Here is a 16310-nt window from a genome sequence, read left to right on the forward strand (position 1 = left end):
CGACGTGACCAGGCCGCGGACGATGCGCACCCAGTCCCGCCAGAAGTAGACGACGAGTGCGAGGGCGGTGGCCAGGTGGAGGCCGACCAGCTCGTTGAGGTAGAGGGATCCGTCGGCGGAGACGTCCAGGTCGTGCTTCCAGTGCCCGCCGAGCAGGGCGGGAATCAGGATGCTGTGCCCCAGGCTGGAGACCGGGAACAGCTCGGTGACGCCTTGCAGCAGGCCGACGCCCACCGCTTCGGGATAGGTCAGAACGGACATCGGCCGGCCTTCGTCTCCAGGTGCGCGAGGGGGCGGAGCCGAGGACCCGCGCGCGGCGGACGGCTCCGGCGGCGCAACCTACTACACGCGAGCAAGAACCCGGACAGGCCGCGCGAAGCACCCGGCTCGCGGCCGGTACCGGCCCCTTATCCGGCCGTCGGCGGTCACCGACACCCGGACCGGCGCCGGGAATCATCCGGTTCCGCCCGGTTCACCAGTCGCCGAGCAGGTTCCGCTCGTGGCGCCTGCGGGCCAGTACGAGCCCGGCGGCGTACAGCGCGAGGACGATGGTGAGAAGCAGGTAATACTCCAGCGGGAGCGTGGTGAGGCCGAGCAGCGGGCCGAGCGGGGACGGCGGCAGCACCAGGCCGATGACCGCGAGGGCGGCCGCGGTCCAGCCGACCGGGCCGGGCGGACGGTCCTCGAAGAGCCGGCGTCCGGTGCGCAGCAGCATCATCACCAGGCTCTGGGTGATCAGGTTCTCGGTGAACCAGCCGGAGTGGAAGACCGCCTCGTCCTCGGCCGGGCCGGGGCCGTGCAGGGCGAGGGCCAGGACGACGAAGGTGGCGAGGTCGGCGGCCGCGTTGAGGACGCCGAACCCGGTGATGAAGCGCAGCAGGGCGCGCGGGTCGAGGGCGGCGGGGCGGCGCAGCAGGGCCGGGTGGGGGCGGTCGTAGGCGAAGGCGAGCTGCACCGTGTCGAAGCACAGGTTCTGCACCAGTACCTGCGCCGGGAGCATCGGCAGGAAGGGCAGCAGCAGACCGGCGGCGAGCATCGCGATGACGTTGCCGACGTTGGACGACAGGGTGATGCGCAGATACGTGGCGATGTTGCCGCCGCTGTGCCGGCCCGCGTGGATGGCGTGGTCGACGGCGGTGAGGTCCTTCTCGGCCAGCACCACGTCGGCGCCCTCCCGGGCCACGTCGGTGGCGTCGCGCGGGGCGATGCCGACGTCGGCCGCCCACAGGGCCGAGACGTCGTTGACCCCGTCGCCGAGGAAGCCCACCGTGTGCCCGCCGGTGCGCAGCGCGGCGCTGATCCGCGCCTTGTGCTCCGGGGTGCAGCGGGCGAAGACCGTCGTACGGCGGGCCAGGTCGGCCAGTTCCGCGTCGGTCAGGGCATCGGTGCGGTCGGCGGTGACCACCTGGTCCGGGCCCAGCTCGATGCCCAGGTCGCGGCAGGCGCGGGCCGCGGTGCCGGGGTGGTCGCCGGTGAGGATCCTGATGGCGACGCCGCGTGCGGCGAGCGCGGCGAGGGCGGGCGCGGCGGTGGGCGCGAGCGCGTCGCGCAGGGTGACGAAGCCGCGGAAGTCGAGGCCGCGCTCGTCGGCCGGGGTGTAGTCGCGCAGCCGGGCCGGGCGTTCGGCGGTGGCGACCGCCAGCACCCGCAGTCCGTCCCGCGCGGCCCGGCCCGCGAGGTCCGCGAGCCGGTCCGCCTCCGCCGGCTCCAGGGCGCAGCGCTCCAGGACGGCCTCCACGGCGCCCTTGACGACGAGCGTGTGCGAGCCCAGCCGGCCGGGGGTGCGCACCACGGCCGTGGCGAGCCGGCGCACGGGGTCGAACGGGAGCGCCGCGACCCCGTCGTACGCCATGAGGTCGTCCTCGTCGGCCGTGTCCAGGACCGCCTCGTCCAGGGCGTCGGGCTCGGGCAGTTCGGCGAGCTGGAGGGTCCACCAGGCGTTGACGGCGGCCCAGCGGACCACCTCGGGATCGTCGGCGCCCGCCGCGTCCAGGCCTCGCTCGACCACCGGCCGGTCCTGGGTGAGGGTGCCCGTCTTGTCCAGGCACAGCACGTCGACCGCGCCCAGGTCGTGCAGGGCCGGGAGCCGTTTGACGATCACCCCGTGCGTACGGGCCAGCAGCGACGCGCCGCGCGCCAGACAGGTGGTGACGACGACCGGCAGCATCTCCGGTGTCAGTCCGACCGCCACCGCCACCGCGAACGGCAGGGTCTCCAGCCCCCGGTCGCGCAGCGCCGCGTTGGCCATCAGCACCAGCGGCGGGGTGAGCAGCATGAACCGGATCAGGATCCACGAGATGCCGTACACCGACCGGTCGAAGGCGCTCGCCTCGCGTCGGCCGACCGTGCGGCCGTGGGCGGCCGCGAACCGGGTGCGCCCGCCCGTCTCCAGCACGACGGCGGTGCCGCTGCCGGTGGCGACGCTGCTGCCCTGGAAGCACAGCTGCGGCTGCTCGAAGACGGCGGTGCCGGCCGGCCCGGCGGCCGCTGCGACGTCGGCCGCGTGTTTCGGGACCGGGGCCGACTCCCCGGTCAGCGCCGACTGGTGCACGGTCAGGCCCCGCGCGCGCAGCAGCCGTACGTCCGCCGGGACCAGGTCGCCCGCGCCGAGCTGGACGATGTCGCCGGGGACCAGGTCCTCCACCGGGACCTCGCGGGCCTCGGGGGCCGCCTCCTCGTCCGCCCGGCGCAGCACGGTGGAGGTGGTGGCGACCAGCTCGCGCAGCTGGGCCATGGACCGGTCGGCGCGGTACTCGCCGGAGGCCCGCAGCACACTGCTGGTCACGACCAGGGCGAGGATCACACAGGCGGTGGACCAGGCGAACACGGCGGCGGAGACCAGGGCGAGACAGAGCAGCACCGCGGTGAAGGGGTCGCGCAGGCCGCGCACCAGCAGGCGCGGCCAGGAGGCGTCCTCGCGGGCGGGCAGCGTGTTCGCGCCGCAGCGGGCGAGGCGCAGCGCGGCCTCGTCCTCGGTCAGTCCGCGCGGCCCCGTGTCCAGCCGCCGCAGCACCTGCAGTGCGGTGGCCGCGTCCGGCGCCCCGGCGGCCGGCTCCGGCCCGGTGCCGTCCGCCGCGCGCGTGCCCGGTACGACCCCGGCGGCCGGCGCCTCGGCGTCCTCTCCCCAGGCCGGGGCGCTCCTAGGCACCGGTCCCCTGCAGCCCGGTCAGCGGCGCGAGGGGCTCCCCGGCACGCTGGGACAGCCGGCCGACCAGCACGCGGACGACCGCGACGGCATCGGGGTCGCCGACGTAGTAGATCTGCCGCCGGCCCTCCCGGCGGGAGCGGACGAGTCCGGCGAGCTTCAGCTTGGACAGGTGCTGGCTGACGGCGGGCAGCGCCCCGCCGACCCGGTCCGCGAGGGCGCTCACGTCGCTCTCTCCCTGGGCCAGCGCCCACATGATGTGCAGTCGCGGCGCCGCGGCCAGCAGCCCGAAGGCGGCGGCCGCCGTCGCGAGCACCTCGGCGGACGGATCCTCGAAGCCGCGGGCGATCTGTGCCACGGTCCCCTCCTTGTCGCCACCCGTCCACCGGTCGATGCGGACCTCGCACATGTGGTGACCAGTCTAGGGGGCGTCGCGGGGATCACCCCGGCGTCGCGGGTCCCGGCACGCGCACCGGCGGCTACAGGCCCACGTCCCGGCCGCGGATGTCCTCCAGGGACTCGCGGCGGACCAGCAGCCGGGCCAGGCCCTCGCGGACGGCGGCCACCGGCGGGCGGCCGACCAGGTTGTAGCCGGAGGCCATCGACAGGTGGTACGCGCCCGCCACCGGTACGGCGAGCAGGTCGCCGGGGTGCACGTCCCCCGGCAGCTCGACCCCGGCGGCCAGCACGTCACCGGCCTCGCAGTGCCGGCCCACGACGGTCACCGGGGCCGGCGCCGCCGTGCTGCGCCGGCCCACCAGCCGGGGCGCGTACCGGACGCCGTACAGCGCCGGGCGCGGGTTGTCGCTCATGCCGCCGTCGACGGCCACGAAGACCCGGTCGCCGGTGTGCTTGACGGACAGCACGCGGTACAGCGCGACGCCCGCCGGGCCCGCGATCGCCCGGCCCGGCTCGATGATCAGGCGGGGCACCGGCAGCCCGGCCGTGGCGCAGGCGTCGGCCAGTTCGGCACGGACCCTGCGGGCCAGCGCCGTCAGGTCCAGTGCCTCCTCGCCGGGGCGGTAGGCGATGCCGTGGCCGCCGCCGAGGTCGAGTTCGGGCAGCACCAGCCCGTGCTGCTCGTACAGCCGGGACATGAGCCCGACCATGCGGCGCACCGCGACCAGGTACGGCTTGACGCTGGTGATCTGGGAGCCCAGGTGGCAGTGCAGGCCGGTGAGCCGGAGCTGCGGCTGGTCGAGGATGCGGGTGATGGCGTGCTGGGCGTAGCCGTCGCGGATGCTGAGCCCGAACTTCTGGTCCTCGGTGCCGGTGCGGATCTTGTCGTGGCCGCCCGCGCCGATGCCGGGCACGACCCGGACCATCACCTTCTGGTGCCCCTGCGGTCCGACGGCGGCGGCCAGCCGGGCGATCTCGGACGGGCTGTCGATGACGACGCGTCCGACGCCGAGGCGCAGCGCGGTCTCCAGGTCGCGCGGGGACTTGGCGTTGCCGTGCAGCACGATCCGCTCCGCCGGGAAGCCGGTGGTGACGGCGAGTTCGAGTTCGCCGGCCGAGCAGACGTCGAGGCCGAGCCCCTCCTCGGCCGTCCAGTGGGCCATGGCCCGGCACAGGAACGCCTTGGCGGCGTAGAGGACTTCGGCGTCGGGGAAGGCGTCGCGGTAGGTGCGGCAGCGGTCGCGGACCTCGGCCTCGTCGAGGACGTATACAGGGGTGCCGAAGCGCTCGGCGATCTCCGCGAGCGGTACGCCGCCCACGGCGAGGTCGCCGTGCGGGGACTCGGCGGTGGAGGCGGGCCACACCGACAACTCGGCGGCCCGGGTGGCTGGTTCGTGAACCGTGGTCATCGTGACTGCCCCTCTCAGGCGGCGAACGCGGATGCCGGTGCGGGCGCCGGCCTGGGTCCTGTCGGCCCGGCGGCCGGGGCGGTGAACTGCGGGTCCACCGTGAGGGCGGTGACGCCGAGCGGGGCGGTCAGCGCGCGCAACGCGGGCTCGGCGAGGCGGATCCAGGGCTGGTCGGGGCCGAGCGTGGCGGTCAGCCGGAGCAGACAGGTGAAACCGACGGCGGTGCGCTCGCCGAGGGGGGTGCGAAAGAGCCGGGCCGCGCATCCCGAGGGTCCCGGCCGGACCGGCACGTACAGGGGTCCGGCCGGGGTCGGATCGGAGGGCTCGGGGTCGTCGCCGAAGAGAAGTGCTGCCATGGGGTGCCTCCCGAAGGGCAGGGAGCGAGTGGTCCGAAGGGCCCCGGACGCGGGGAGGCGGACCGGGGCTCGCCGTCGACGTTATGCCCGCTGTCCGGGGGGTTCCGGCGGGCCCTGACGGGACGCTGACGACGATCCCGGTGACCTTGACGCGCCGCTGACGGGCTCGGCGGAAGGGGTGGGAACAGGCCGTCAGAAGCCCGCCAAGAACTGACGTACGGGCTGTTCGAAGGGCGGGAGGGGCGGTGTGATGGACGTGGTTCCCGCTGACGAGGAGGATCCGATGTCCGAGTACCGCCCGCCTTCGGCCGCCCGGGTCGTGGTGGGAGTGAACGGCTCGCCGGGCGGTGCGGCCGCACTGGCCCGGGCCGCCGTCGAGGCCAGGCGCCGGGGGGCCGAACTCTGGCCGGTGCTGGCGTGGGAGCCGCCGGAGGGCGATCTGGCCTCCCGCCGGTTCCCGGCCACGAGCGCCCTGGTCCCACGGTGGGAGCAGCTGGCCCGCGAGCAGCTGGCCGGCGCGCTGTGCGACGTGTTCGGCGCCGCGGACACCGGGCTGCCCGGACAGGCGGTCGTCGTCCGCGGCGCCCCCGGCCGGGCGCTGGTGCGCACGGCCGACCGGGAGGACGACGTCCTGGTCGTCGGCACCGGCGGCCGCGGCCTGCTGCGCCGCGGCCTGTGGCCGTCGGTCAGCCGCTACTGCCTCGCCCATGCCACCTGCCCCGTGCTGGCGGTACCACCGTCACCGCTGGAGGCGGAACTGGCCGCGGTGCGGCGGCGGAACACCTGGGGACTGCCGTTGCTGCCGCCGACCGCGACCCCCTGAGGCGGGATCAGCCCCCGCTCACCCGCACTCGCCCGACGCCACCGGCCCCGTGCACCGCTCGCGCGACGGCGCCGTCCGTACCGTCAGGACCATCGTCAGTCCCCCGCCCGGCGTGTCCTCCGCGTGCAGCGTGCCGCCGATCGCCTCGGCGAAGCCCCGCGCGACCGCCAGGCCGAGCCCCACGCCGACGCCCCGCGGCGCGTCCCCGTAGCGCTGGAAGGGTTCGAAGATGCGGTCCTTGGCCTCGTCCGGGACACCCGGCCCCCGGTCCACGACCCGCAGTTCGACCCGGTCGGCGAGGGCGCTCGCAAAGACCAGGACCGGCTCGTGCGGCGGGCTGTACTTGACGGCGTTCTCGACCACGTTGGCGACGGCCCGCTCCAGCAGGCCCCGGTCGACCGCGACCATCGGCAGCGTCTCCGGGATGTCCAGCTCCACACTGTCCTCCGGCACCCCGCCGAGCGCCATCGGCACGACCTCGTCCAAGTCCGTCTCGCGGATGATCGGGGTCACCGTGCCGGTCTGCAGGCGGGACATGTCCAGCAGGTTGCCGACCAGGTGGTCGAGGCGGTCGGCGCCCTCCTCGATGGCCGCGAGCAGTTCCGCCCGGTCCCGCGGGGACCACTCGACGTCGTCCGAACGCAGCGAGGTGACCGACGCCTTGATGCCCGCGAGCGGGGTGCGCAGATCGTGGCTGACGGCGGCCAGCAGGGCGGTCCTCATGCGGTTGCCCTCGGCCAGTTCCTCGGCCCGGTCGGCCTCGCGCTGGAGCCTTTGGCGGTCCAGGACGACGGCCGCCTGCGCGGCGAACGCGGCCAGCACCCGGCGGTCGGCGGCGGGCAGCACCCGGCCGCTGAGCGAGAGCGCCATGTGGTCGCCGACGGGGACGTCCACGTCGGCGTCCTCCGGGATCGCGGCCGGGCGGGGGCCCACGCTGCCCGCGCAGGTCCACGGCGCCGTCTCGCCCGAGCGCTCCAGCAGCGCGGCCGACTCCATGCCGAAGGTCTCGCGCACCCGCTCCAGCAGCTCCTCCAGGCCGGTCTCGCCGCGCAGCACGTTCCCGGCGAGGAAGGACAGGATCTCCGACTCGGCGCGCAGCCGGGCCGCCTGCTGGGTGCGCCGGGCCGCGAGGTCCACGACCGAGGCGACGGACACCGCGACCCCGACGAAGATCGCTATGGCGACGATGTTCTTCGGGTCGGCGATCGTGAGGGTGTGGACAGGCGGCGTGAAGTACCAGTTGAGCAGGAGGGAGCCCACGACCGCCGAGGCCAGCGCCGGGTAGAGGCCGCCGAGCAGCGCCGCCGCGACCGTCAGCGTCAGGTACAGCAGCATGTCGTTGGCGAGGCCGACGTCCGGCGTGGTGCTGGTGAGCAGCCAGGTCAGCAGCACAGGTCCGAGCACGCCGACCAGCCAGCCCCGGATGACCCGGGAGCGGCCGAGCCGGGCGCCCCGGGCGGCGGGCAGCGCCGGGCCGCGGCCCCTGCCCGCCTCGTCGTGCGTGATGAGGTGCACGTCGAGGTCGGGACCGGACTCGACGGCGACCGTGGCGCCGACGCCCGGCCCGAGGACGTACTGCCAGCCGCGCCGGCGCGAGACGCCGAGGACGATCTGGGTGGCGTTGACGCCGCGCGCGAAGTCGAGCAGCGCGGCCGGTATGTCGTCGCCCACGACATGGTGGAAGGTGCCGCCGAGGTCCTCGACCAGGGTGCGCTGGTCGGCGAGTTCCTTCGGCGAGGCAGCCCTGAGCCCGTCGCTGCGGGAGATGTAGACCGCCAGCACCTCGCCGCCCGCGCCCTTCTCGGCCAGGCGGGCCGCACGCCGTATCAGCGTGCGCCCCTCGGGGCCGCCGGTCAGGCCGACCACGATGCGTTCGCGCGAGCCCCAGATGGTCGACACCCGGTGCTCGCTGCGGTACTCGGTCAGGTACTCGTCGACCCGGTCGGCCACCCACAGCAGCGCCAACTCCCGCAGGGCGGTGAGGTTTCCGGGCCGGAAGTAGTTGGCGAGGGCCGCGTCGACCTTGTCCGGCCGGTAGATGTTGCCGTGCGCCATCCGGCGGCGCAGCGCCTCCGGGGACATGTCCACCAGCTCGATCTGGCCCGCCCGCCGGACGACCTCGTCCGGCACGGTCTCCTGCTGCCGGACGCCGGTGATCGACTCGACGACGTCGCCCAGCGACTCCAGGTGCTGGATGTTGACCGTCGAGATGACGTCGATCCCGGCGGCGAGCAGCTCCTCGACGTCCTGCCAGCGCCTGGCGTTGCGCGAGCCGGGGATGTTGGTGTGCGGCAGCTCGTCCACGAGCGCCACGCGGGGGCGGCGGGCGAGAACGGCGTCCACGTCCATCTCGGTGAAGACGCTCCCCCGGTACTCGATCTCCTTGCGCGGGATCTGTTCCAGGCCGTGCAGCATCACCTCGGTGCGGGGCCGGCGGTGGTGTTCGACGAAGGCGACCACGCAGTCGGTGCCCCGCTCGATACGGCGGTGGGCCTCCGACAGCATCGCGTACGTCTTGCCGACGCCGGGTGCCGAACCGAGGTAGATCCGGAGCTTGCCGCGTGCCATGTGGTTCCTCGGGGTCATTCCTCGAAGCGGTAGCCCATGCCGGGCTCGGTGATGAGATAGCGGGGGTGGGACGGGTCGGTCTCCAGCTTCCTGCGCAGCTGGGCCATGTAGACCCGCAGGTAGTTGGTCTTGTTGCGCTGCGAGACCCCCCAGACCTCCTGGAGGAGGTGCTTCTGGGTGATCAGCCGGCCGGGGTTGGTCACCAGGATCTCCAGCAGGTGCCACTCGGTCGGGGTCAGCCGGACATCCCGCCCGGCCCGTACGGCCTTCTTGGCGAGCAGGTCGATGCTGAAGTCCGCCGTCCGCACCAGGGTCAGCTCGGGGACGAGCGGGGTGTCCTCGGTGCGGCGGACGGCGGCCCGCAGCCGGGCGAGCAACTCGTCCATGCTGAACGGCTTGGTGACGTAGTCGTCGGCGCCGGCGTCGAGCGCGCCCACCTTCTCGTCGGAGGCCCGCCGGGCGGAGAGCACCATGATCGGCACCCGGCTCCAGCCGCGCAGCGCCTTGATGACGTCGACGCCGTCCATGTCGGGCAGGCCGAGGTCCAGCAGCACCACGTCGGGCTGGCGCGCGGCGGCGAGCCGGAGCGCGGTGGCGCCGTCCGGGGCCGCGTCCACGCCGTAGTGACGTGCCTGCAAGTTGATGACGAGGGCCCGTACGAGCTGCGGGTCGTCCTCCACCACGAGCACCCGGGTCATGGGCGTGTGCCTCTCCTGTCATGCCTGCGGGAGCCGGCACCCGGGGTGTCCCGAGGTGCCGGCTCCCGGCGCGAATCGCGTAAGACCGTCACTTCCCGGCCACGAGGTCCTTGAGCGCGATGTTGAGTTCCAGGACGTTCACCTGCGGCTCACCGATGAAGCCGAGGGTGCGGCCCTGGGTCTGCTCCTTGACGAGCTTGTCCACCGCGGCGACGGACAGTCCGTTCTTCGCGGCGACCCGGTGGACCTGGAGTTCGGCGTACTCCGGGGAGATGGCCGGGTCCAGTCCGGAGCCGGAGGAGGTGACGGCGTCGGCGGGGACGTCGGCCGGCCTGACGGTGTAGCCGGGCACGGTGTTGTCCTTGACCACGGCGTCCCTGGCGGCGAGCACCTGGGCGCAGAGCGTCTTGTCCGCGGGCTGGGCCGGGCAGACGCCCTTCACCGCGCCGCTGTCCGCGGACAGGTTGGTGGCGCCGGACAGGATCAACGAGTACCGCGTGTTGACGGTGTTCGGGCCGAGGCCGTTCTGCGGGCGGCCCTGGAACCACTTCAGGTCCGGGTCCGCGCTGGTCTGCCCCTTCTTCAGCGGCAGGTTGTACGACTGCCCGATCAGGGACGAGCCGACGACCCTGCCGTCCGCCTTGATCTCCGAGCCGTTCGCCTTGTTGTTGAACAGGGCCTGGGCGACACCGGTGACGACCAGCGGGTAGATGACGCCCGTCACCAGGGTCAGCACGAGCAGGGCGCGCAGGCCCGCCCCGAGCAACCGGACGGTGTTGGTAACCGAGTTGTTCATGGCGATCAGCCGATTCCGGGGATGAGGGAGATGAGCAGGTCGATGATCTTGATGCCGACGAAGGGCGCGATCAGGCCGCCGATGCCGTAGATCCCGAGGTTGCGGCGGAGCATCTTGTCCGCGCTCATCGGCCGGTAGCGCACGCCCTTCAGGGACAGGGGCACCAGCGCGATGATGATCAGCGCGTTGAAGACGACGGCCGACAGGATCGCCGAGTTGGGCGAGGACAGGTGCATGATGTTCAGCTTGTCCAGGCCCGGGTAGACCGCCGCGAACAGCGCCGGGATGATCGCGAAGTACTTCGCGACGTCGTTGGCGATGGAGAACGTGGTCAGCGCACCGCGCGTGATCAGCAGCTGCTTTCCGATCTCCACGATCTCGATCAGCTTGGTCGGGTTGGAGTCGAGGTCGACCATGTTGCCGGCCTCCTTGGCGGCCGACGTGCCGGTGTTCATGGCCACGCCGACGTCCGCCTGGGCGAGCGCGGGCGCGTCGTTGGTGCCGTCACCGGTCATCGCGACGAGCTTGCCGCCGGCCTGCTCGCGCTTGATGAGGGCCATCTTGTCCTCGGGGGTGGCCTCGGCGAGGAAGTCGTCGACGCCGGCCTCCTCCGCGATCGCCCTGGCCGTCAGCGGGTTGTCACCCGTGATCATGACCGTCTTGATGCCCATGCGGCGCAGCTCCTCGAACCGCTCCCGCATGCCCTCCTTGACGACGTCCTTCAGGTGGATGACGCCCAGGACGCGGGCGCCCCGGTCGTCCTCGACCGCGACGAGCAGCGGGGTCCCGCCCGCCTCGGAGATCCGGTTGGCGATGGCGTCGGCGTCCTCGGCGACGGTGCCGCCCTCGTCCTTCACCCAGGCGATCACCGAGGCGGTGGCGCCCTTGCGGATCTTGCGGCCGTCGACGTCCACGCCCGACATCCGGGTCTGGGCGGTGAACTCGATCCACTCGGCACCGGACAGCTCGCCCTGGTGCCGCTCGCGCAGCCCGTACTTCTCCTTGGCGAGGACGACGACGGAGCGGCCCTCGGGGGTCTCGTCGGCCAGCGAGGACAGCTGGGCCGCGTCCGCGACCTCCGCCTCGGTGGTGCCCCTGACCGGCGCGAACTCTGCGGCCTGGCGGTTGCCGAGGGTGATGGTGCCGGTCTTGTCCAGCAGCAGCGTGGAGACGTCACCGGCGGCCTCGACCGCACGGCCCGACATCGCCAGCACGTTGCGCTGCACCAGCCGGTCCATTCCCGCGATGCCGATCGCGGAGAGCAGGGCGCCGATCGTGGTCGGGATCAGACAGACCAGCAGGGCGACCAGCACGACCATGGTCAGGTGGGTGCCCGCGTACGTGGCGAACGGCGGCAGCGTGGCGCAGGCCAGCAGGAAGACGATGGTCAGCGAGGCCAGCAGGATGTTCAGCGCGATCTCGTTCGGCGTCTTCTGCCGGGCCGCGCCCTCGACCAGGCTGATCATCCGGTCGATGAAGGTCTCGCCGGGCTTCGTCGTGATCTTGATGACGATCCGGTCGGACAGCACCTTCGTACCGCCCGTGACGGCGCACCGGTCACCGCCGGACTCGCGGATGACGGGCGCGGACTCGCCGGTGATCGCCGACTCGTCCACGGACGCGACGCCCTCGACGACGTCTCCGTCACCGGGGATGACGTCCCCGGCCTCGCAGACGACCAGGTCACCGATGGTCAGCGCGGTGCCGGGCACCTCCTCCTCACCGGTGCCGTCCGCGAGCAGCCGGCGCGCGACGGTGTCGGACTTGGCCTTGCGCAGGGTGTCGGCCTGCGCCTTGCCGCGGCCCTCGGCGACCGCCTCCGCCAGGTTGGCGAAGATCACCGTCAGCCACAGCCAGGCGCTGATGGTCCAGCCGAACCAGTCACCCGGGTGCTGGAAGGAGAAGACGGTGGTCAGGATCGAGCCGACCCACACCACGAACATCACGGGCGACTTGACCATCACCCGCGGGTCGAGCTTGCGGAACGCGTCCGGCAAGGACCTGACCAGTGCCTTGGGGTCGAAGAGGCCCGCGCCGACACGGCCCTCGGCGGGCTGGTGCCCGGTGGGGACGTCGCTGTGCGGCGCCCGGGTGGGGGTGGCTGTGGACATCGAGTCCTCTTGCTTGTCTATGCCAGTGGTCATGACGCCAGTCCCTCCGCGAGCGGACCCAGGGCCAGGGCCGGGAAGTAGGTCAGACCGGTGATGATCAGGATCGCGCCCACCAGCAGGCCGGTGAACAGCGGCTTCTCGGTGCGCAGGGTGCCCGCGGTCTCCGGGACCGGCGTCTGCTCGGCGAGCGAGCCGGCCAGCGCCAGGACGAAGATCATGGGCAGGAAGCGGCCGAGCAGCATCGCGAGTCCGGTCATGGTGTTGTACCAGTCGGTGTTCGCGTTCAGACCGGCGAAGGCCGAGCCGTTGTTGTTCGACGCCGAGGTGAACGCGTACAGCACCTCGGAGAACCCGTGCGCGCCGGAGTTCAGCATCGAGTGCGGCGGGGTCGGCAGCGCCATGGAGGCCGCCGTGAAGACCAGCACCAGGGCGGGGGTGACGAGGATGTAGCAGGCGGCGAGCTTCATCTCGCGGCCGCCGATCTTCTTGCCCAGGTACTCGGGCGTACGGCCGACCATCAGACCCGCGATGAACACCGCGATGACCGCCATGATCAGCATGCCGTAGAGGCCGGAGCCCGTACCACCGGGCGCGATCTCGCCCAGCATCATGCTCAGCATGGTGATGCCGCCGCCCAGGCCGGTGAAGGAGGAGTGGAAGGAGTCCACCGCACCGGTCGAGGTGAGCGTCGTCGCCACCGCGAAGATCGACGATCCCCCGACGCCGAAGCGGACCTCCTTGCCCTCCATCGCGCCGCCCGCGGCCTGCAGCGCCGGGCCGTGGTGGGCGAACTCGGTCCACATCATGAGGACGGTGAAGCCCAGCCAGATGGTGACCATCGTGGCGAGGATCGCGTAGCCCTGCTTCACGTTGCCGACCATCACGCCGAAGGTGCGGGTCAGCGAGAACGGGATGACGAGGATCAGGAAGATCTCGAAGAGGTTGGTGAACCCGGTCGGGTTCTCGAAGGGGTGGGCGGAGTTGGCGTTGAAGTAGCCGCCGCCGTTCGTCCCCAGCTCCTTGATGGCCTCCTGGGAGGCGACCGCGCCGCCGTTCCACTGCTGCGAGCCGCCCATGAACTGGCCGACCTCGTGGATGCCGGAGAAGTTCTGGATGGCACCGCAGGCGACGAGGATCACCCCGGCGACGACCGACATCGGTACCAGGACGCGCAACGTGCCGCGCACCAGGTCCGACCAGAAGTTGCCCAGTTCACCGGTGCGCGAGCGGGCGAAGCCGCGCACGAGGGCGACGGCGACGGCGATGCCGACGGCGGCCGAGACGAAGTTCTGCACGGCCAGACCGGCGGTCTGCACGACGTGCCCCATGGTCTGCTCGCCGGAGTACGACTGCCAGTTGGTGTTGGTCACGAACGACACGGCCGTGTTGAACGACTGCGCCGGGTTCACCGACGAGAAGTGCAGCGAGCCCGGCAGCACGCCCTGGAGCCGCTGGAGGAGGTAGAGGAAGAGGACGCTGACGGCCGAGAAGGCGAGGACGCCGCGCAGGTACGCGGGCCAGGTCATCTCGGCGTCGGGGTCGGCGCCGATGGCCTTGTAGATCCACTTCTCGACGCGCAGGTGCGTGCGCGATTCGTAGACCCTGGCCATGTAGTTGCCGACGGGGACGTAGACGAGCGCCAGCGCGCCTATGAGGGCGAGCAGCTGGAGCACGGCTGCGAGTACGGGACCCATGTCTGTTCTCAGAACCTCTCCGGGAAGATCAGGGCGAGGACGAGATAGCCCAGCAGGGCGACGGCCACGACGAGGCCGACGATGTTCTCGGCGGTCACAGCTTCGTCACCCCCTTGGCGACGAGGGCCACCAGCGCGAAACCCGCGAGCACGGTGACGACGAAGGCCAGATCGGCCATCGCGAACTCCTGGAGTGAGGTTCGGTTGCATCGGACGTGTACGAGGAAAGCGCCTGTGTGGCCGGATCCGACCCCCCGTTGACGGCTCTCATACGGCCGCGCCGACGCCTTTGACGGCTCTCTTACGACCCCTGGCCCATACCGGTGGGTAGCCCTGTGATCACAGTCGGAAGCGCAGCCGGCAGATCACCGCGTCCGTCTCCCGGCGCACGGCGTGGGCGACGACCGCGCCCCGCTGGTTCTGCAGCAGCCGCTGCCACAGCCGCTCCGGCTCGGCCTCCGGGATCAGCACGGTGACCCGGGTGCCCGGTTCGGCGGCGGCCACCTCGCGGACGTACGCGGCGATGGGCCTGCCCAGGGTGCGCCGGGCGCAGGACAGCCGCACCAGCTCCACCCCGGGGTCCCAGTCGGCCCAGGCGCGCTCCAGGGCGTGCAGGTGGGCCCGGTCCTCGGGGTCCGGGTAGCACACGGTGACGGCGCGGACCTCGTCGCCGAGGGAGGCGGCCGCGGTCAGCGCCTCGGAGGTCAGCCGGGACAGCGTGGACACCGGCACCACCACCAGCGAGCGGTCGCGGTGCGGGGCCTGCGGGATCCGGCCGAGCCCGAGGCGCTCGCCGATCCGGCCGTAGGCGCGGTGCACGGCCTCGAAGGCGACGACCAGCAGCGGCAGCGCGATGACGATCAGCCAGGCGCCCTCGGTGAACTTGCTCGCCGTGACGACGACGGTCGCGACGCCGGTGAGGACGGCACCGAAGCCGTTGAGCAGCGCCTTCCCGCGCCAGCCGGGGCCCCGCTGGAGCCACCAGTGCCGGACCATGCCCACCTGCGCGATGGTGAAGCCGACGAAGACGCCGATCGCGAACATCGGCACCAGGGTGTTGGTGTCGCCGCCGGAGAAGACCAGCAGCGCGGCCGAGACGACGGCGAGCGCGAGGACGCCGTGCCGGTGCACCTGGCGGTCGGCCTTCAGGGCGAACACGTGCGGGGCGTAGTTGTCGCGGGCCAGCAGCTTCAGCAGCACCGGCAGCCCGCCGAAGGAGGTGTTCGCGGACAGGGCCAGCAGCAGCATCGTCGCGAACTGGACGACGTAGAAGGCCCAGTTGTGGCCGAAGGAGGCGTCCGCGAGCTGGGCGAGGACGGTGACGCCCTCGACCGGCTGGAGATGGAAGCGGCCGATCAGCACCGACAGGCCGATCAGCATCAGCCCGAGTACGGCGCCGAGCGCGACCTCGGCCCGCTGGGCCCGCCGGACGCGCGGCACCCGGAAGGAGGGCACGGCGTTGGCGATGGCCTCCACGCCGGTCAGCGCGGCACAGCCGGAGGCGAATGCTTTCAGCAGGAGCAGCGTCCCCACGGCGGAGGCGTTGTCGGCGAGGACCGAGGCGTGCCCGGCCGCCGTCGCCGTGCTCACCGGGTGGGAGCGGAACAGCCCCACGCCGATGAGGACGAGGATCGAGCCGACGAAGACGACGGTCGGCACGATGAACGCCTTCGCGGACTCCACGATGCCGCGCAGGTTGACGCCCGTGATCAGGACGAGCACGGCCAGGCACAGCCACAGCCGGTCGGCGTAGAGGGAGGGGAAGGCGGAGGTCAGGGCCGCCACGCCGGCGGTGACGGCGACGGCGACGTTGAGCACGTAGTCCAGCACCAGCGAGGCGGCCGCCACCAGGCTCGTCCGCGCGCCCAGATGCGTCTTCGCGACGGCATACGACCCGCCGCCGTCCGGGAAGGCCGCGATGACCTGCCGGTAGGACGCCACGAGCACGGCGAGCAGGGCGGCGATGGCCAGCGTGACCGGCATCGTGAAGCCCAGTCCGTGCGCACCGGCGGCCGCGAGGACCAGCACGATCGCCTCGGGGCCGTAGGCCACCGACGCCATCGCGTCCAGCGAGAGGGCGGCGAGCCCCGTGACGGCGGTCAGCCGGTGCCGTTCGCCGGTATCAGGCGGCTCCTCGCCGGCGGGAACGGCATCCGGCTGCTCGGTGGTCAGGACGGACATGGGCGTGCTCCTTGTTCATGCGCGGCCTTGCGTGCGCGGGCGCACCCAGGTTCTGTCCGTTTCCGTTCGCGGCCGACCGGTCCTTGCGGGATCTTCGCGCCCAACCGGTCCGTCTTGACGTGACCTTGACG

The 16310-nt window shown here is 72.6% G+C and carries 13 protein-coding genes; 1 reads left to right on the plus strand and 12 read right to left on the minus strand.

Going from position 1 to position 16310, the window contains the following annotated elements:
• The 5 genes from BIV23_RS40900 to BIV23_RS40920 all read right to left on the minus strand — a co-directional run.
• Window positions 1–261 (minus strand): undecaprenyl-diphosphate phosphatase (locus BIV23_RS40900; protein WP_143079147.1); only part of this gene is annotated, 261 nt, incomplete at its 3' end.
• Window positions 262–472: 211 nt separating this feature from the next.
• On the minus strand, window positions 473–3148 hold the full coding sequence (gene mgtA, locus BIV23_RS40905) for a magnesium-translocating P-type ATPase (protein ID WP_079173735.1): 2676 nt from the start codon (window positions 3146–3148) through the stop codon (window positions 473–475).
• Window positions 3141–3503, minus strand: coding sequence for an ArsR/SmtB family transcription factor (locus BIV23_RS40910; RefSeq protein ID WP_071386124.1), 363 nt, complete (start codon window positions 3501–3503; stop codon window positions 3141–3143). Before BIV23_RS40910 ends, mgtA begins: the two co-directional genes overlap by 8 nt.
• 121 nt (window positions 3504–3624) lie before the next feature.
• Window positions 3625–4953 (minus strand): diaminopimelate decarboxylase, encoded by a 1329-nt coding sequence (gene lysA / locus BIV23_RS40915; RefSeq protein ID WP_071386080.1) that lies wholly within the window; start codon window positions 4951–4953, stop codon window positions 3625–3627.
• Window positions 4954–4967: 14 nt separating this feature from the next.
• Window positions 4968–5309 (minus strand): SAV_915 family protein, encoded by a 342-nt coding sequence (locus BIV23_RS40920; protein ID WP_071386081.1) that lies wholly within the window; start codon window positions 5307–5309, stop codon window positions 4968–4970.
• Window positions 5310–5592: 283 nt separating this feature from the next.
• Between BIV23_RS40920 and BIV23_RS40925 the strand changes: the two genes are divergently transcribed.
• Complete coding sequence (locus BIV23_RS40925) at window positions 5593–6132, plus strand: universal stress protein (RefSeq protein WP_071386125.1); 540 nt, start codon at window positions 5593–5595, stop codon at window positions 6130–6132.
• Window positions 6133–6150: 18 nt separating this feature from the next.
• Here BIV23_RS40925 and BIV23_RS40930 read toward each other — a convergent pair whose 3' ends face one another.
• The 7 genes from BIV23_RS40930 to BIV23_RS40960 form a co-directional block, all read right to left on the minus strand.
• Window positions 6151–8700 (minus strand): sensor histidine kinase, encoded by a 2550-nt coding sequence (locus tag BIV23_RS40930; protein WP_071386082.1) that lies wholly within the window; start codon window positions 8698–8700, stop codon window positions 6151–6153.
• Window positions 8701–8714: 14 nt separating this feature from the next.
• A complete protein-coding gene (locus BIV23_RS40935) occupies window positions 8715–9398 on the minus strand; it encodes a response regulator (RefSeq protein WP_071386083.1) in 684 nt (227 codons plus the stop codon).
• An 88-nt stretch (window positions 9399–9486) separates the two neighbouring features.
• Complete coding sequence (locus BIV23_RS40940) at window positions 9487–10194, minus strand: potassium-transporting ATPase subunit C (protein ID WP_071386084.1); 708 nt, start codon at window positions 10192–10194, stop codon at window positions 9487–9489.
• A gap of 5 nt (window positions 10195–10199) precedes the next feature.
• Window positions 10200–12305 (minus strand): potassium-transporting ATPase subunit KdpB, encoded by a 2106-nt coding sequence (gene kdpB / locus BIV23_RS40945; RefSeq protein WP_071386085.1) that lies wholly within the window; start codon window positions 12303–12305, stop codon window positions 10200–10202.
• A 29-nt stretch (window positions 12306–12334) separates the two neighbouring features.
• A complete protein-coding gene (kdpA, locus tag BIV23_RS40950; RefSeq protein ID WP_071386086.1) occupies window positions 12335–13999 on the minus strand; it encodes a potassium-transporting ATPase subunit KdpA in 1665 nt (554 codons plus the stop codon).
• An 8-nt stretch (window positions 14000–14007) separates the two neighbouring features.
• Window positions 14008–14097 carry a K(+)-transporting ATPase subunit F gene (gene kdpF / locus BIV23_RS40955; protein WP_016434100.1) on the minus strand — a complete coding sequence of 30 codons (90 nt, stop codon included), beginning with the start codon at window positions 14095–14097 and terminating at the stop codon, window positions 14008–14010.
• Window positions 14098–14337: 240 nt separating this feature from the next.
• Window positions 14338–16179, minus strand: a complete 1842-nt coding sequence (locus tag BIV23_RS40960) for an APC family permease (protein ID WP_071386087.1) — start codon at window positions 16177–16179, stop codon at window positions 14338–14340.
• Window positions 16180–16310: the final 131 nt, after the last annotated feature.

The sequence above is a fragment of the Streptomyces monashensis genome (assembly GCF_001866665.1).
In the GTDB taxonomy this organism is placed as follows: Bacteria; Actinomycetota; Actinomycetes; order Streptomycetales; family Streptomycetaceae; genus Streptomyces; species Streptomyces monashensis.

Bases quoted from the DNA above. Each gene is read 5' to 3' on its own strand.
- BIV23_RS40935 (WP_071386083.1), bottom strand. From the start codon at position 9,398: ATGACCCGGGTGCTCGTGGTGGAGGACGACCCGCAGCTCGTACGGGCC.
- BIV23_RS40940 (WP_071386084.1), bottom strand. From the start codon at position 10,194: ATGAACAACTCGGTTACCAACACCGTCCGGTTGCTCGGGGCGGGCCTG.
- BIV23_RS40920 (WP_071386081.1), bottom strand. From the start codon at position 5,309: ATGGCAGCACTTCTCTTCGGCGACGACCCCGAGCCCTCCGATCCGACC.
- kdpA (WP_071386086.1), bottom strand. From the start codon at position 13,999: ATGGGTCCCGTACTCGCAGCCGTGCTCCAGCTGCTCGCCCTCATAGGC.
- kdpB (WP_071386085.1), bottom strand. From the start codon at position 12,305: ATGTCCACAGCCACCCCCACCCGGGCGCCGCACAGCGACGTCCCCACC.
- lysA (WP_071386080.1), bottom strand. From the start codon at position 4,953: ATGACCACGGTTCACGAACCAGCCACCCGGGCCGCCGAGTTGTCGGTG.
- BIV23_RS40930 (WP_071386082.1), bottom strand. From the start codon at position 8,700: ATGGCACGCGGCAAGCTCCGGATCTACCTCGGTTCGGCACCCGGCGTC.
- BIV23_RS40925 (WP_071386125.1), top strand. From the start codon at position 5,593: ATGTCCGAGTACCGCCCGCCTTCGGCCGCCCGGGTCGTGGTGGGAGTG.
- BIV23_RS40960 (WP_071386087.1), bottom strand. From the start codon at position 16,179: ATGTCCGTCCTGACCACCGAGCAGCCGGATGCCGTTCCCGCCGGCGAG.